Annotated in this window: 13 protein-coding genes; 4 read left to right on the top strand and 9 right to left on the bottom strand. The window is 66.3% G+C overall.

The window, feature by feature from the left end:
* Position 1: 1 nt before the first annotated feature.
* On the bottom strand, positions 2-961 hold the full coding sequence (pstC, locus tag LPA44_RS00435; RefSeq protein ID WP_230887634.1) for a phosphate ABC transporter permease subunit PstC: 960 nt from the start codon (positions 959-961) through the stop codon (positions 2-4).
* Positions 962-1,016: 55 nt separating this feature from the next.
* Positions 1,017-2,012 carry a PstS family phosphate ABC transporter substrate-binding protein gene (locus tag LPA44_RS00430; protein ID WP_230887633.1) on the bottom strand — a complete coding sequence of 332 codons (996 nt, stop codon included), beginning with the start codon at positions 2,010-2,012 and terminating at the stop codon, positions 1,017-1,019.
* Between the two features lie 225 nt (positions 2,013-2,237).
* On the opposite strand from LPA44_RS00430, the gene LPA44_RS00425 reads away from it, so the two are divergent.
* Together LPA44_RS00425 and LPA44_RS00420 are read left to right on the top strand one after the other, a co-directional pair.
* A complete protein-coding gene (locus LPA44_RS00425; protein WP_230887632.1) occupies positions 2,238-3,242 on the top strand; it encodes a phosphate signaling complex PhoU family protein in 1,005 nt (334 codons plus the stop codon).
* Between the two features lie 79 nt (positions 3,243-3,321).
* Entirely contained in the window at positions 3,322-4,293 is a 972-nt protein-coding gene (locus LPA44_RS00420) for a phosphoadenosine phosphosulfate reductase family protein (protein WP_230887631.1), read from the top strand.
* Positions 4,294-4,488: 195 nt separating this feature from the next.
* Here the strand turns inward: LPA44_RS00420 and LPA44_RS00415 are convergent, their stop codons facing one another.
* The 5 genes from LPA44_RS00415 to LPA44_RS00395 all read right to left on the bottom strand — a co-directional run bounded on the left by LPA44_RS00415 (position 4,489) and on the right by LPA44_RS00395 (position 10,721).
* Positions 4,489-5,316: an aldo/keto reductase gene (locus LPA44_RS00415; protein ID WP_230887630.1), complete on the bottom strand. Its 828-nt coding sequence runs from the start codon at positions 5,314-5,316 to the stop codon at positions 4,489-4,491.
* Between the two features lie 57 nt (positions 5,317-5,373).
* A complete protein-coding gene (locus tag LPA44_RS00410) occupies positions 5,374-6,612 on the bottom strand; it encodes a digeranylgeranylglycerophospholipid reductase (protein WP_230887629.1) in 1,239 nt (412 codons plus the stop codon).
* Positions 6,613-6,817: 205 nt separating this feature from the next.
* Positions 6,818-7,891 (bottom strand): succinylglutamate desuccinylase/aspartoacylase family protein, encoded by a 1,074-nt coding sequence (locus tag LPA44_RS00405; RefSeq protein ID WP_230887628.1) that lies wholly within the window; start codon positions 7,889-7,891, stop codon positions 6,818-6,820.
* Positions 7,892-8,105: 214 nt separating this feature from the next.
* Positions 8,106-8,975 carry a 2-oxoacid:ferredoxin oxidoreductase subunit beta gene (locus tag LPA44_RS00400; protein WP_230887627.1) on the bottom strand — a complete coding sequence of 290 codons (870 nt, stop codon included), beginning with the start codon at positions 8,973-8,975 and terminating at the stop codon, positions 8,106-8,108.
* 3 nt (positions 8,976-8,978) lie between these two features.
* The gene (locus tag LPA44_RS00395) at positions 8,979-10,721 is read right to left on the bottom strand and encodes a 2-oxoacid:acceptor oxidoreductase subunit alpha (protein ID WP_230887626.1); all 1,743 of its coding nucleotides are present in this window, start codon (positions 10,719-10,721) and stop codon (positions 8,979-8,981) included.
* Between the two features lie 274 nt (positions 10,722-10,995).
* Here LPA44_RS00395 and LPA44_RS00390 point away from each other — a divergent pair, with 274 nt between their 5' ends.
* Both LPA44_RS00390 and LPA44_RS00385 read left to right on the top strand, forming a co-directional pair.
* Complete coding sequence (locus LPA44_RS00390; RefSeq protein ID WP_230887625.1) at positions 10,996-11,637, top strand: FAD-dependent oxidoreductase; 642 nt, start codon at positions 10,996-10,998, stop codon at positions 11,635-11,637.
* An 86-nt stretch (positions 11,638-11,723) separates the two neighbouring features.
* Positions 11,724-12,242, top strand: coding sequence for an NUDIX hydrolase (locus LPA44_RS00385; RefSeq protein ID WP_230887624.1), 519 nt, complete (start codon positions 11,724-11,726; stop codon positions 12,240-12,242).
* Here LPA44_RS00385 and mce read toward each other — a convergent pair.
* Positions 12,239-12,628, bottom strand: a complete 390-nt coding sequence (gene mce / locus LPA44_RS00380; protein ID WP_230887623.1) for a methylmalonyl-CoA epimerase — start codon at positions 12,626-12,628, stop codon at positions 12,239-12,241. The two genes, LPA44_RS00385 and mce, sit on opposite strands and share 4 nt — an antisense overlap.
* Before the next feature lie 54 nt (positions 12,629-12,682).
* The gene (locus tag LPA44_RS00375) at positions 12,683-13,639 is read right to left on the bottom strand and encodes an oxidoreductase (RefSeq protein WP_230887622.1); all 957 of its coding nucleotides are present in this window, start codon (positions 13,637-13,639) and stop codon (positions 12,683-12,685) included.
* Between the last annotated feature and the right edge of the window lie 23 nt (positions 13,640-13,662).

The following is a 13,662-nucleotide window of genomic DNA, read 5'->3' as shown; positions in this document are numbered from 1 at the left end:
CTCAGTACTCCTCCCGGTAGCGCTGTGCGACGTAGTCGCTGATGACGTTCATGGCGAGCGTGATGACGAAGAGGGTGATGCCGATGGCGAACACGCTCCGGTACGCGAGGCCGCCGCCCGTCACGTCTCCGCCGATGAGTTTGATCATCGCGGCGGTCATCGGGAGCGCACGCTCCGTGTACGTGGCGGGGTTGAACGGGTTGAGGAACTGCGCGGTCGAGCCGGCCGCGATGGTGACCGCCATCGTCTCGCCGATGGCCCGCGAGAGCGCGAGGATGAACGACGAGAAGATGCCCGAGAGCGCCGACGGGACGACGATGTCCGTCGAGACCTCGAATTTTGTCGCGCCCATCCCGTAGCCCGCCTGCCGGAGTTCTTCGGGGACAGCGGACATCGCGTCCTCACTGATGGACGCGACCATCGGGATGATCATGATGCCGACGACGATACACGCCGACAGCATGTTGAACGTCCCCAGTCCGGGGACGAACGGCTGGAGCATCGGCGTGATGTAGATGATGGCGAAGAAGCCGTAGACGACCGTCGGGATGCCCGCCAGAATCTCCAGGCCGGGCTTGAGAATCGACCGCACGCGCGGGCTGGCGTACTCGCTGAGGTAGATGGCGGTGCCGACGCCCAGCGGCAACGCGATGATGGAGGAACCGATCATCACCATCAGCGTCGCCGTCACGAGCGCGAGTACACCGAAGCGACCGCTGGTTGGTTGCCACTCGGTACCGGTGAGGAACTCGACGACAGTCGCGGTCTCGCCCTCCACGCCGACCAGCGGCGCGGAGAACGTGAAGAACTTCGCGGCCTCCGTCGTCAGGAGGACGATGAGACCGATGGTCGTGGCTATCGAGAGCGCGGCACACACGAAGAAGAACGTCCGCGAGAGTAACTCCGGTGGCGCGTTCTGGGTCCGACGAGTGAGGTCGTCCGCCAGGCTGTCGCCGCTCATTAATTTGTTCCGGTCATGCTGAACCTATAAGCTCTTTGTTCGGCCGTGTGGGCGGTTAACTCTGCGCTTCCTCGATGGCCGTCTCGAGGACGTCGAGCTGTTCTTGCTTGGCTTCCTCGCTGAGGGGAACGTAGCCGACGTCGTTGGCGACGATTTCCTCGCTGGTGGAGTGCTCCACCCAGAAGCGCGCGAACTCCGCGATGTGCTCCTCGGCCAGCGAGGACTTCGCGGGGTACGTGAACAGCGGCCGCGACAGCGGCTGGTACTCGCCGGAGCGAGCGGTTTCGAGGCTCGGCTCGACAGGCTCGCCGTCGCCGTTGTCGATGGCGAGGGCCTTCACGCGGTCCTTGTTCGTGGAGTAGTACGCGAAGCCCATGTACCCCATCGCGTACTGGGAGCCTTCGACGCCCTGGATGATGGTCCGGTCCTGTTCGGTGCCGGAGTAGTCCTGGCGGTGGCTGAGTTCCTCGTCGCCGCTGTGGAGGACGGACTCGATGAAGTAGTCGTAGGTACCGGAGGCGTCAGAGGGGCCGTACAGTTCGAGGGGTTCGTCCGGCCAGTCGGAGTTGACGTCGCTCCACAGTTCGGGCTGCTCCTCGGCGGACCAGATGGTCGCCAGCTCCTCGACGGTGATGCTGTCGATGTCGAGGTCGTTGTTGACGATGACGGTGAGCGCGTCCGTCGCAACCGTCAGTTCGACGGGTTCGACGTCGTTGTCGGCGCACTGCTGGCGTTCCTGCTCCCGAATCTGGCGGGAGGCGTTGTTGAAGTCGGTGTTGCCCGGACAGAAGTGGTTCGCGAAGCCGCCACCGGTGCCCGTCGACTGGAGGTTGAAGTCGACGCCGTCGTGTTCGGTGCGGAACTCCTCGGACATCGCCGTCGCGAGCGGGAAGACGGTCGAACTCCCGGCGATGTCGATGGAGCCCGAGAGTCCGTCGCCCGAACCGCTGTCGCCGGTGCTCTGACAGCCGGCGAGCGCTGTGGTCCCGACGACACCGACACCGGTCAAGAACTGGCGACGCGTACGAACAGCCGACTCGTTGCGAGTCATCAACTGTTGGTGAGGGAGATGTAGATAAATACCCTACTATGTTATCTATATAGATATACCTATGCAGACGTTACCACGGGTATTCTGTGGCTCGGGTGGAATGCGGAATACGCCTAGAACCCATATACAAGTTGTTATAACGCCTGTTCTGGACAACTCCTGTCTACGGGCGCGAGATATATATGGGTGGAAGAATTTATATTGGTACACTCTCAACGTCGAAGTATGGAACGCAGGAAGGTCCAAGTCACGGGCGGGTCGACGTTCACTGTCTCGATTCCGAAAGACTGGGCGCGAGACCACGACGTCGAAGCCGGCGACGAGGTCGGCTTCCACCCCGACAGCGGTTCGCTGCTGTTGACCCCGGTGACGCCGGCCGACACCGAAGAGGGGACGCTGGACATCTCCGGGATGGAGGGTGACGAACTCATGCGCGCGGTGATGACGATGTACGTCAGCGGCTTCGACGTGCTCGCGCTCGAAGCCGACCGCATCACCTCCGACCAGCGCCGCGTCATCCGCAACGCCACGCAGGGTCTCGTCGGCCTCGAAGTGCTCGAAGAGACCGGCAACCGCGTCGTCATTCAGGACCTCCTGGACTCCTCGGAACTCTCGATTCACAACGCCGTCCGCCGCATGCACCTCATCTCCACGTCGATGCTCGGCGACGCTGTCGACGCGCTCGGCAATCGCGACCTCGACGTCGCCACCGACGTCATCGAGCGCGACGACGACGTCGACCGCCTCTGGTACGTCGTCTCCCGGATTTTCCGCGGCGCACTGCGCTCCCCGAAGGTCGCCCAGGAAATCGGGCTCGGACGGGAGACCGCTTTCGACTACCACTCCAGCGCCCGCCAGCTCGAACGGGTCGCCGACCACGCCGCGAAAATCGCTAACGTCACCCACGAACTCGACGCCGACGTCCCCGACGACGTGGCCGACGCGCTCGCCGACCTCGAAGCCGACGCCACCGACATCGTCGGCACCGCGATGGAGGCACTGTTTACCGACGACCCGGAGGAAGCGACCAAACTCGCCAACGAAGCCCGCGCGGACGTCCGCGCAATCGACGAACACACCCGCGCTATCGACGACCTCCTCCACGACCTCGACCCCCACCACGCCCAGCACCTCGGGCTCGTCGTCGACTCGCTCTCGCGGAGCGCGGACTACGGCGGCAACATCGCCGAAACCGCACTCCAGAAGTCCGCGCCCACGCCCGACCCGTAAGTTCTGCCGGCGTCCGCGACTACTGACACCGGCACTCGATATCCACAAACCTATACGTGACAGCGTCGATTCCGAGCGTATGAGCGAGGAATTCCCCGACTACCTCGACGTCGACTACACGGACGGTGAAGGCGAGTCCCCCGAGGACTACCCGACGCTCGAAGACAAAATCGAGAAGGCGATCGAAGTCACGCGCAAGGGCCTCGAAGAGTACGAGAACCCCGCCATCATGTGGACCGGCGGGAAGGACTCCACGCTCACGCTGTACTTCGTCAAGGAGGTCGCCGAGCAGTTCGACCTCGAAGTGCCGCCGACCATCTTCATCGACCACTTCCAGCACTTCGACGAACTCCACGACTTCGTCGACCACTGGGCAGACGAGTGGGACCTCGACGTCGTCTACGCCCGCAACGAGGACATCGGCGACTACGTCGACGAACACGACCTCGAACCCGGCGACGACATCCCCATCGACGCGCTCAACGAACAGAACCAGCACCACGTCCGCGACCTCCTCGAGTACGAGGACGAGTCGTTCCCGTTCCTGCTGGACACCTACGTCGGCAACCACCTCCTGAAGACCGTCGCGCTCAACAACGCCCTCGAAGAGCACGACGTCGACGGCATCCTCTCCGGCATCCGCTGGGACGAACAGGAAGCCCGCGCCGACGAGACCTTCTTCAGCCCGCGCCACGACCCCGACGTCTACCCGCCACACGACCGCATCCAGCCGATTCTCCAATTCGACGAAGCCGCCGTCTGGGACGCCTTCTGGTTCTACGTCGTCCCCGAGACCGTCGAGGAGTTCCCGGACGACGGCTACGTCCCCCAGGACTACGACGACCTCCCGAACGGCCTCACCCACGAGGACATCCCCGTCTCCCCGAAGTACTTCAAGGGCTTCCGCTCGCTCGGCAGCGAAATCTCCACCGACAAGTCCGCCGACGAGCCCGCCTGGCTCCAGGACCTCGAGAACACCACCGAGCGCGCAGGCCGCGCCCAGGACAAAGAAGACCTCATGGAGCGCCTGCGCGACCTCGGGTACATGTAAACGCACTTTTTGCTGCGCTCGGCGGCCTCCGGCCGCTCGCTGGCAAAAACTTGCGGCAAAAGCGCCGTCGGACCCCGCTACCGGGGGTCCTCCGCGCCCGCGCTCGTTCGCTTCACTCACTCGCGCGAATGCTAGTCGCTGCACTTCTCGCAGTTTCGGTGGAAGAACGAACCGGATAGCGATGCGGCTACGACGTCAGTTCCACGGCGCGAAGCCGGGGTCGACTTGCCGCTCGCGGGCGTCGATGGAGTCGATTTTCGCGACGTCCTCGTCGTCGAGGTCGACCGCGAGGCTCTCGAAGTTGTCCACGATGTGGGACTCGCTGGTGGCCTTCGGGATAGCGGTGACGCCCTTCTCGCGAACCCACGCGAGGCTGACCTGCGCTTCGCTGACGCCGTGTTTCTCCGCGACGGCCTGAATCTCGGGGACGTCGAACACCTCGCCGCGCGCGAGCGGCGAGTACCCCACGATTTCGAGGTCGCGTCCTTCGGCGTACTCCCGGAGTTCCTCCTGGGGGAGCAACGGATGGAATTCGACCTGATTCGCGAACGGGTCTTCGTTGAGGACGTCGCGAGCCTCGTCGAGGTGCCGGGGTTCGAAGTTGCTCACGCCGATGCGGTCGGTGAGCCCGTCCTCGCGGAGCTGCTGGAGCGCCGACAGCGTCTCCTCGGCGTCGTACTCGCGGGCCGGCCAGTGGACGTACAGCAGGTCCACGGAGTCGACACCGAGCTTCTCGAGGCTCTTCTCGGTGGTCGAAATCACGTCGTCGTGAGCGAGGTTCTCGATCCAGACTTTCGTCGCCAGGAAGACATCCTCGCGAGGGATGTCGGCTTCCTCGATGCCGCGCCCGACGGCTTCCTCGTTGCCGTACGCCTGCGCCGTGTCGATGTGCCGGTAGCCGGCTTCGAGGGCGGCGCGGACGCTCTCGGCGCACTGTGCTGCATCGTCGTTCTGCCACGTGCCGAGGCCCAGCATCGGCATCCCGTTCGCCAGCGGTGCGCGTCGCTGCTCGTTCTGAGACATGGTCGAATCGAGGGGCGCCGCGTGGTTAGTGCTTGGGAAGGCGGCGGTGTCCGCGGCCTACCGCTCGGCGAGGCGCTGTTTCGCGAACCGCGCGAGCAGCGGCAGGTCGTCGAGGTGGACGAGTTTCGAGATGCCGCGCAGCCCGCCCTCGTTGGCTTCGCCGAGGGTCTCCACGTCCATCGCGTTGAGGTCGTCCATCAGGCGGTCGTAGCGCTCGTTCGGCGCGAGGTACAGGAGTTGGGTCATCGTGAGCCGGCGGCGCATGTCGGGGGCGACCCGGCTCCGCCAGAGGTCGTCGTAAATCGACATCGCGTCGGCGGACGTGTCCGTCTCCGTCCCCATCAGACAGCGGTCGGCGGTGATGGCCGCGGCGCGCGCGGACTCCATGCCCTTGTGGATGCCCTCCCCCCACAGCGGGTCGATGGTGGGGACGGTGTCGCCGATGGCCATGAAGTTGTCCGTGCTGAAGCTGTCGGGCATCTGGATGTGCGCGGAGCCGCGGTGCTGCTGTTTGTCCGTGATTCGTTCGGCGTTCTCGAAGCGGGGGTCCTCGTCGAGCCACGCTTCGAGGTGCTCGTCGATGCTCCGCGTCGTGTCGCCGTGCTGCTGGTAGCGCTCGCTCTGGATGTAACAGAGGCCGACCTTCGCCGTGTCCTCGCCCGTGTGGAAAATCCACGAGTAGCCGCCGGGGACGATGTCGTGGTCGAGGCGCAGCATCATCGCGTTCGAGAGGTCCGCGAAGTCGGGGTGGTCGACGTCGACGCCCTCCATCTCCCACTCGATGCCGACCGCCTGATGTTGGCGCTGGAGGTCGCAGACACCGAGTTTCTTCGCGAGCGGCGCCGCCGGCCCCGTCGCGTCGACGACAATCTCGGCGTAGGCTTCCTCGTCGCCGGCGTACTGTACGCCGACGATGTCCCCGTCCTCCATGATGGGGTTGTTCACGCGCGCGTCGAAGCGGTACTCCGCGCCGTGCTCGCGGCCCTCCGCGACGAGCCACTGCTTGAACTCCGCGAACTCTAGCACTGCGCCGGGCTGGATCTGCACGAAGTGCTCGTTCGGGGACTCGAGGACGACCTCGTCGGTGTACTGCATCACGACGTCGTCGGGAATCCCGAACGCGCCCGTCATCGACGCGAACGTGCCCGCCGTGGACTTGTTCGACTGGCGCGGGAACCCGTCCTCGGGTTCGGCTTCCAGCACGAGGACGTCGTAGTCCCGCTGGGCGAGGTCTCGCGCGCACTGTGCTCCTGCCGGACCGGCGCCGGCGACGACGACGTCGTAGTGCTCAGACATGGCGTAGAGGGTCGGTGTGTGGGTGCGGCGCTCGGGCCGCGATAGTTGTGCGGGCGCCGGGCTGTGGGCGTCGGCGCGCGGGCGAGTGCCCGTCCCCGTAGCCGGCCGTGTCGGCGTCCGCAGTCACTGTTACTCGACGTAAGTCGCGTCGCAGGTAAAAAACACGCGGGAACGTTCTTGACGCCCGCGAGAGGGCGGAATTGAGTTACTCGGCTTCCTCGCCGTCGCCCATCCACCGCAGGCCGAGCAGCCGGTAGCCGTCGAACTCGCCGGCCTCGATTTCGCGCTCGATTTCGGCGTGGGTGTCGGCGTCGATGCGCGCGAGGTGACAGAGCGGGTGGCCGGGCGCTGCCACCGGATTCTCCAGGATGCCGACGAGAATCCCCGTGAACGGCGCTTCGACGACGTACTCCTCGCTACTGAAGTGGTCGCTGATGGTGCAGATGGTCTCGCCCTCGTGAACCAGCGGCGTCGGCCCCCACTGCATGTCCACGAGGCCGCCGGCGTCCGCGCGCAGCCACCGCTTCTCTTGGTTGCCGCCGAGCACTTCCTGCCACTTCGGGCGCACGACCTCGCCGTCCGGGAGCACGTCGTACGCCGCGAGCACGCTCTCCACACCCTCCAGCGCTTTCTCGACGAGCGGGCGCTGGAAGCGGTGGGCCTTCCCCATCTCCACGGTGATGGTCGGGATGCCGTCGCGGGTCGCCGTCCCCCGAAGGGACCCGTCGTCGCCCGCGCCCGCGAGAATCACGTTCGCGCCGAACGCCTCCGCGAGGTGCTCGACGTCCGGGTTGGTGGTGTCCGCGCGCACGTGGTACATCGTCGTGCGGTTCCGCGTCGAGGTGTGGAAGTCAACGGCCACGTCGCACTTACTGACGAACCGCCGGTAAACCTCGTGTGCCATTCGCTCGGCGGTGTTCGCGCGCTCCCGGCCCGGGAACGAGCGGTTGAGGTCCTGGTCGTAGATGGGGATGTCGCGCTGCTGGGCGAGGTAGCCCGGGACGTTGACGACGTGCAGGCAGACCAGCGTTCCGTGGAGGTCGCTGGGGTCGTACTCGGCGGCGACCTCCTGGAGTACTTTCACGCCGTTCAGTTCGTCGCCGTGGATACCCGCGATTAGGCAGACGGTCGGCCCGCCGGCCTCGCCGTTCACGACGGTGACTGGCATCTCCACGGGGTCGCCGAGGTACGTCTCCCCGATTTCGTAGCGCAAGTGGCGCTTCTCCCCGGGCGGCACCTCGCCGTCGTACCGGAATGGCTCCGGCGGAACGTCTGACATGCCCGTACGCTCGTGGGCACCGACGATAAACACGGGGGCGCGACAGCAAAAAAGACAGAATATAGCGAGCATCCGCGAGCGCCGTGAGGCGCGAGCGGGTCACTCGCGGCTTCGCCGCGAGGCCGACGAACCCCCGGAGGGGGTGAGGACGGCTTTTTAGCGTAGATTTTTGCCAGGGAGCGCGCCGAAGGCGCGCGACCGCAGCAAAAAGGTACTAGTAGAACTCCCGAACGAGGTCGGTCGCGCCGTCGGGGGCGCCGTCGGGAATCTCGGCCATGTTCTCGTGGACGCCGTGGGCTTCGTGGTACGGCGTGGAGTTCTCGTCCTGGTAGAGGACGCCCATGTACTCCTTGTCGGCGTCGAGGATGGCGTCCTTGGCCTGGTCGTAGTTGTGGCGGTCGTAGTCGTCTTCCTCCGAGAGGTCCACCAGACTGTCGCGGAAGTAGTCGTAGGTGTCGACGTCGTTGAACGTGACACACGGACTGAACGTGTTGACGAGGCTGAAGCCGTCGTGTTCGATGGCTTCCTTGACAATCTCCGTGTGACGTAGCGCGTCAGAGGAGAAACTCTGGGCGATGAACGACGCGCCGGCGGACATCGCGAGCGCGAGCGGGTTGACCGGCGGCTGCTTCGGGCCCTCCGGCGTGGTGGAGGTCTCGAAGTCGGGCCGGCTGGTCGGGGACGCCTGGCCCTTGGTGAGGCCGTAGATGCGGTTGTCCATTACGACGTACGTGATGTCGACGTTCCGGCGGACGGCGTGGATGAAGTGGCCGACGCCGATGGAGTAGCCGTCGCCGTCGCCGCCCGCGACCATCACTTCGAGGTCGGGGTTGGCGAGCTTCGCGCCGGTGCCGACCGGGAGCGCGCGGCCGTGGACGCCGTGGAGCGCGTACGAGCGCATGTACGTCCCGATTTTGCCGGAGCAGCCGATGCCCGCGACGACGAACGTGTCGTCGGGCGTGTTGCCGGTCTCCGCGAGCGCTTTCATCATGCCGTTCATGGTGCCGAAGTCGCCGCAACCCGGGCACCACGTCGGCTGTTTGTCGGACTTGAAGTCGGTGAATCGGACGTTCTCTGAGCTCATGAGTTAGGCCTCCAGGGTCTGCTTGATTTCGTCGGCGAGTTCGTCAGCCTTGAAGTCGACGCCGTCGTACTTGTTGATTCGGTCGACGCGTTCGAGGGTGTCGTGTTCGACGACGTTCGCGAATTGGCCGGTAGCGTTGGCTTCGATGACGACGACGTCGTCGGCGGCCTGCACGTCGTCGGTGAGGTCGGGCCGCGGGAAGATGTACGGGACGGAGAGCACGCGCACGTCGAGGTCGTCGAGGTAGTCGAGCGCTTCGACAATGGTCCCCTCGTTGGAGCCCCACGAGATGACGAGGCTGTCCGCGTCGGCGTCGCCGAATTCGCGGTAGTCGAAGTCCTCGCGTTCCTCGGCGGTCTCGACTTTGCGGTTGCGCTTGTCGACCTGTTCGACGCGCACGTCCGTGTCCTCGGTTCGGCGGCCGAGCTCGTCGTGTTCGAGGCCGGTGGACATGTGGACGCCACCCTCGGTGCCGGGGACGGCACGCGGGCTGATGCCGTCGGCGGTGACGGCGTGGGCCTTGAATTGGTCTTTCTCGTTCTGCCACGCGGAAATCTCGTCCTCGTCGACGAGCTTCCCGCGGTCGATTTCGACCTCGTCCATGTCGAACTCGTCCGGTTCGTAGGTGCGCTCGGTGACGGCCATCGAGAGGTCGGCCGTGAGGTAGACGGGGAGCTGGTACTTCTCGGCGAGGTTGAACGCCTCGACGGTCTTGTGGAAGCACTCCGCGACCGACGTGGGCGCGAGGACGAACCGCGGCACTTCGCCGTGGCCGCCGTACAGCATCATGTTGAGGTCGCCCTGCTCTTGCTTCGTGGGCATCCCCGTGGAGGGACCCGAGCGCATGACGTTCGTGATGACCAGCGGCGTCTCGCTGGTGGCGACGAGGCCGAACGTCTCGCTCATCAGGTCGATGCCGGGACCGGAGGTCGCGGTCATCGCGCGAGCGCCGGCGCGGGCGGCGCCGAGTGCCATGTTGATGGCGGAGAGTTCGTCCTCGGCCTGGACGACGTGGCCGCCGAACTGCTCGATGCGGCCGGTGAGGTACTCCATGACGTCCGTCGCGGGCGTGATGGGGTAGCCGGCGTAGAACCGGCAGCCGGCGGCGATGGCGCCCATGCCGATGGCTTCGTCGCCGTTCAGCAGGACGTAGTCGTTGTCGGTGGTCTCCAGCTCGTAGGGGTTCTCGACGTCGGCGTACTCGTCGTTGACGTACTCGTAGCCGAGTCGGGCGGCCTGTTTGTTGTTCTCGACGATGCTCTCGCCTTTGCTCCCGAAGCGCTTCTCCAGGGACTCGTCGAGGTTCTCGATGGGGAAGTCCGTGACCGCGCAGACGGCGCCCAGCGCGACGATGTTGCGCATGATGGCGCCGCCGGCGTCCTCGGCCAGCGACTTCAGGGGGATGTCGAGGCCGACGGTGTCGGCGGGGGCCTCGAAGTCCGAGAACTCCGTGCGGTCACCGTCGAAGATGATGACCGACTCCTCGTGGAGTTCGTCGAGGTTCTCGTCGACGGTGCGCTCGGTGAGCGCGATGAGGACGTCGAGTCGGTCGACGACGCTCTGCACCTCGTCGACGGACGTTCGAATCTTGTAGGCGGTGTAGCCGCCGCGGATTCGGGACGCGAAGTCCTTCGAGGTGAAGACGTGGCGACCCGCGCGGGACAGCGCCTGCGCGAAAATTTTCCCGGTGGACGCGATTCCATCGCCGGCTTCGCCGCCGATGGCCCAGTTCAGGTCGTCGTGCATGTGAGTGGGGGTAGCCGTGCCCCTTGCAAAAAGCCTTCTGAACCCGTACGTCCCTCCGAAACGGGTGATTCTCGGCAATAGGGCGAAATAATTGGGCATTCGTCCATGATAGACTAGGGGGTCGTGATGGACGGCCGTTACACGCGCGCGTTACGCCCGCGTGTCTACCGGAAAATTCCGATTCCCGAGTTGTCGTTGTGCCGTGATGACAGCTCACTCGAGGTCGGCTGGCCGGGAAGCGAATCCATTTGGGTCGCGGGCGCGAACCCGTCGTATGGACGAGACAGCAGTTTCGGTTCGGGCGGTCCGCGACGCGGGCCCCGACACCGTCGCCGTGGTGTTCGAGAGCCCCGAGGGGTTCGAGGCCGAGCCCGGCCAGTTCGTACAGGTGTTCGGCGAGTTCGAGGGCGAGCGCGAGGGCCGTTTCTACACGCTCTCCTCGCCGGACGTCGAGGAGACGTTCGAGATTACGGTCGAAGTGGACCCGGAGGGGACGCTCGGGCCGTGGCTGGCCTCACGCGACCCCGGCGACGAGGTCGTCGTCTCGGGGCCGTTCGGCGACGACTACTACGAGGGCGAGGCCAGCGTCGTCGTGCTCGCGGGCGGGCCGGGCGTCGGGCCGGCGGTCGCGGTGGGCGAGCGCGCGCTCGCCGACGGCGCGGACGTCACCGTCGTCTACCAGGACGACGAACCCGTCCACGAGGACCGCCTCGCGGCGCTCGCGAACGCCGGCGCGCGCGTCGTCTTCGTCTCCGACGGCGTCGCGGCCGCAGTCCAGTCACTCACCGGGCCCGCGGACGCCGTGCCGTTCGTCTACGGGTTCGCGGGCTTCTGCGAGGAAGCCGTCGAGGCGCTCGAAGCTGCCGGGTTCGACGTGGACGCCGCGAAAGTCGAGAGCTTCGGGCCCGCGCCGTAGCGCAGTCGCGGATAGTCCCGTGGACGGGACCGTGCGCGTCTCTCGAAGCCAAACGAACTAAACCCGAGGATTCCTTTGGTCGTCCCGTGTCGTCTAGTGGTTGGGACGGGGTTCGGCAACGGCTCGCCGGCCTCGAACGAGACTACGGGGCGTTCGACGTCGTCGAGGAGGAGACGGTCGTCCCGCGCGCCGTCTACACTGACTGCCTGCAAGCGGCCGAAGCGGGGTCGCTCGGCGGCGCGCGGGTCGTCCTCCGCCACGACGACGAGGTGTTGCTCGTGCGCTACCACGACCACCCCGAAGCGTGGGACTTCCCCGGGGGGTCGACGGAGCGCGGCGAGTCCCACGCGGACACGGCGAAGTTTCGCGTGCACGACGACGTCGGTTCGACGTGCACGCTGACGGGCGTCGCGCGCGTCATCGAGCAGTCGTTCGCGCTCGTGGAGGGCGGGGACGGCGTCACCGGCCTGTGGGTGTTCTTCGAGGGCGAAACCAGCGACGCGGAGCTCTCGCTGTCCGAGGAGATTCTGGAGGCGCGGTGGTTCGACGCCGCGGACCCACCGGACGCCGTCGGCCCGCACGTCAGCGCGATTCTCTCCGACTAGTGCTGGACGAACTCCACGAGCGCGCCGCCGGTGTCGCTCGGATGCAAGAACGCGATTTCGTGGCCCCACGCACCTTCTCGGGGTTCCTCGTCGATGAGGTCGACGCCCGTCTCGCGTGCCGTGGCGAGCGCGGCCTGGATGTCCTCAGTCGCGAGCGCGACGTGGTGGATGCCCGGTCCCTCGCGGTCGAGGTACGCGCCGATGTCGGTGTCTGCATCGACCGGTTCGAGTAGTTCGAAGTAGCTGTTCTCGTCGAGTTCGAGGAAGACGACCCGGAGGCCGTCGAGCATCTCTTCGTGGACCGCGGGCGCGTCGAAGAGCGTCTCGTACAGCGCCGCGAGACCGTCGGCGTCGTCGGTGGCGACACCGATGTGGTCGACGTGCATGCGGAGAGGTGGCCGGCGGCCCACTATCAAGGCTCCGGCGCGCGCCCGGCCGCGTCAGTCGTCGCTCGGCGCGGGCAGGTCGAAGGAGACGCCGGTGAGGTCCTCGGAGACCGACCAGAGCCGGCGCGCGGTCGCCTCGTCCTGCGAGCGCTCGCTGGACTGCTGCTCCTCGGGGTGGCCGCGCATATTCAACAAACCACCGGGGCCGACGTACTCCCCGCCGTCGATGGACGGGTGCGTGGCGGCGTACAGCAGCGGCCACGCGCCCGCTTCGGCGCTCTGCGCGAGCACGGCGTTGGCGGCCTTCATCGCGAGCAGGCGCAGCCGCGACCCCTCGGCTTCGGGGCCGCGCAGTTGGAGGTTCGTCGCCGCGAACCCGGGGTGGCAGGCGACGCTGGTGACGCTCGCATTCGCAGCGCGTAGCCGGCGGTCGAGTTCGTACGCGAACAGCACGTTCGCGAGTTTCGACTGGCCGTAGGCTTCCCACTTGTCGTACTCCTGTTCGTGCTGGAGGTCCTCGAAGTCGATTTCGCCGCTCTCGTGGGCCATGCTGGACTGCGTGACGACGCGCGCCTGGCCGCTTGTCCGCCGCAGGACGTCGAGGAGGTGGCCAGTGAGCGCGAAGTGCCCGAGGTGGTTGACGCCGAACTGCGTCTCGAAGCCGTCCGCGGTCTCCGAGCGCGGAATCGCCATCACGCCCGCGTTGTTCGCGAGCACGGAGAGCGAGTCGTAGGTCGTCTCGTACCAGTCGGCGAACGCCGCCACGGAGTCGAGGTCCGCGAGGTCGACTTCGTGGACGGTCAGCGACGCGCCCGGATACTCGGCCTCGATTTCCCGTTTGGCGTCCTCGCCGCGTTCGACGCTCCGGACGGCCAGCACGACGTGCGCGCCGTGCGCCGCGAACGCCTTCGTGGCCTCGTAACCGATGCCGCTGTTCGCGCCCGTCACGACGACGTTCCGCCCGGACTGGTCGGGCAGCTCGTCGGCGGTCCAGCCGCTGTCGTTGAACATGTGTTCAACTCCGGCCGGGAGCC

This window comes from Halobacterium sp. KA-4 (genome assembly GCF_021028995.1).
Classification (GTDB): domain Archaea; phylum Halobacteriota; class Halobacteria; order Halobacteriales; family Halobacteriaceae; genus Halobacterium.
This window is presented reverse-complemented; position numbering and strand designations above follow the sequence as displayed.

What these genes read in the sequence shown, in the direction of transcription:
- pstC (WP_230887634.1), bottom strand. Translation starts at nt 961, where the DNA reads ATGAGCGGCGACAGCCTGGCGGACGACCTCACTCGTCGGACCCAGAAC.
- LPA44_RS00420 (WP_230887631.1), top strand. Translation starts at nt 3,322, where the DNA reads ATGAGCGAGGAATTCCCCGACTACCTCGACGTCGACTACACGGACGGT.
- LPA44_RS00400 (WP_230887627.1), bottom strand. Translation starts at nt 8,975, where the DNA reads ATGAGCTCAGAGAACGTCCGATTCACCGACTTCAAGTCCGACAAACAG.
- LPA44_RS00375 (WP_230887622.1), bottom strand. Translation starts at nt 13,639, where the DNA reads ATGTTCAACGACAGCGGCTGGACCGCCGACGAGCTGCCCGACCAGTCC.
- LPA44_RS00390 (WP_230887625.1), top strand. Translation starts at nt 10,996, where the DNA reads ATGGACGAGACAGCAGTTTCGGTTCGGGCGGTCCGCGACGCGGGCCCC.
- LPA44_RS00425 (WP_230887632.1), top strand. Translation starts at nt 2,238, where the DNA reads ATGGAACGCAGGAAGGTCCAAGTCACGGGCGGGTCGACGTTCACTGTC.
- mce (WP_230887623.1), bottom strand. Translation starts at nt 12,628, where the DNA reads ATGCACGTCGACCACATCGGTGTCGCCACCGACGACGCCGACGGTCTC.
- LPA44_RS00395 (WP_230887626.1), bottom strand. Translation starts at nt 10,721, where the DNA reads ATGCACGACGACCTGAACTGGGCCATCGGCGGCGAAGCCGGCGATGGA.
- LPA44_RS00410 (WP_230887629.1), bottom strand. Translation starts at nt 6,612, where the DNA reads ATGTCTGAGCACTACGACGTCGTCGTCGCCGGCGCCGGTCCGGCAGGA.
- LPA44_RS00415 (WP_230887630.1), bottom strand. Translation starts at nt 5,316, where the DNA reads ATGTCTCAGAACGAGCAGCGACGCGCACCGCTGGCGAACGGGATGCCG.
- LPA44_RS00405 (WP_230887628.1), bottom strand. Translation starts at nt 7,891, where the DNA reads ATGTCAGACGTTCCGCCGGAGCCATTCCGGTACGACGGCGAGGTGCCG.
- LPA44_RS00430 (WP_230887633.1), bottom strand. Translation starts at nt 2,012, where the DNA reads ATGACTCGCAACGAGTCGGCTGTTCGTACGCGTCGCCAGTTCTTGACC.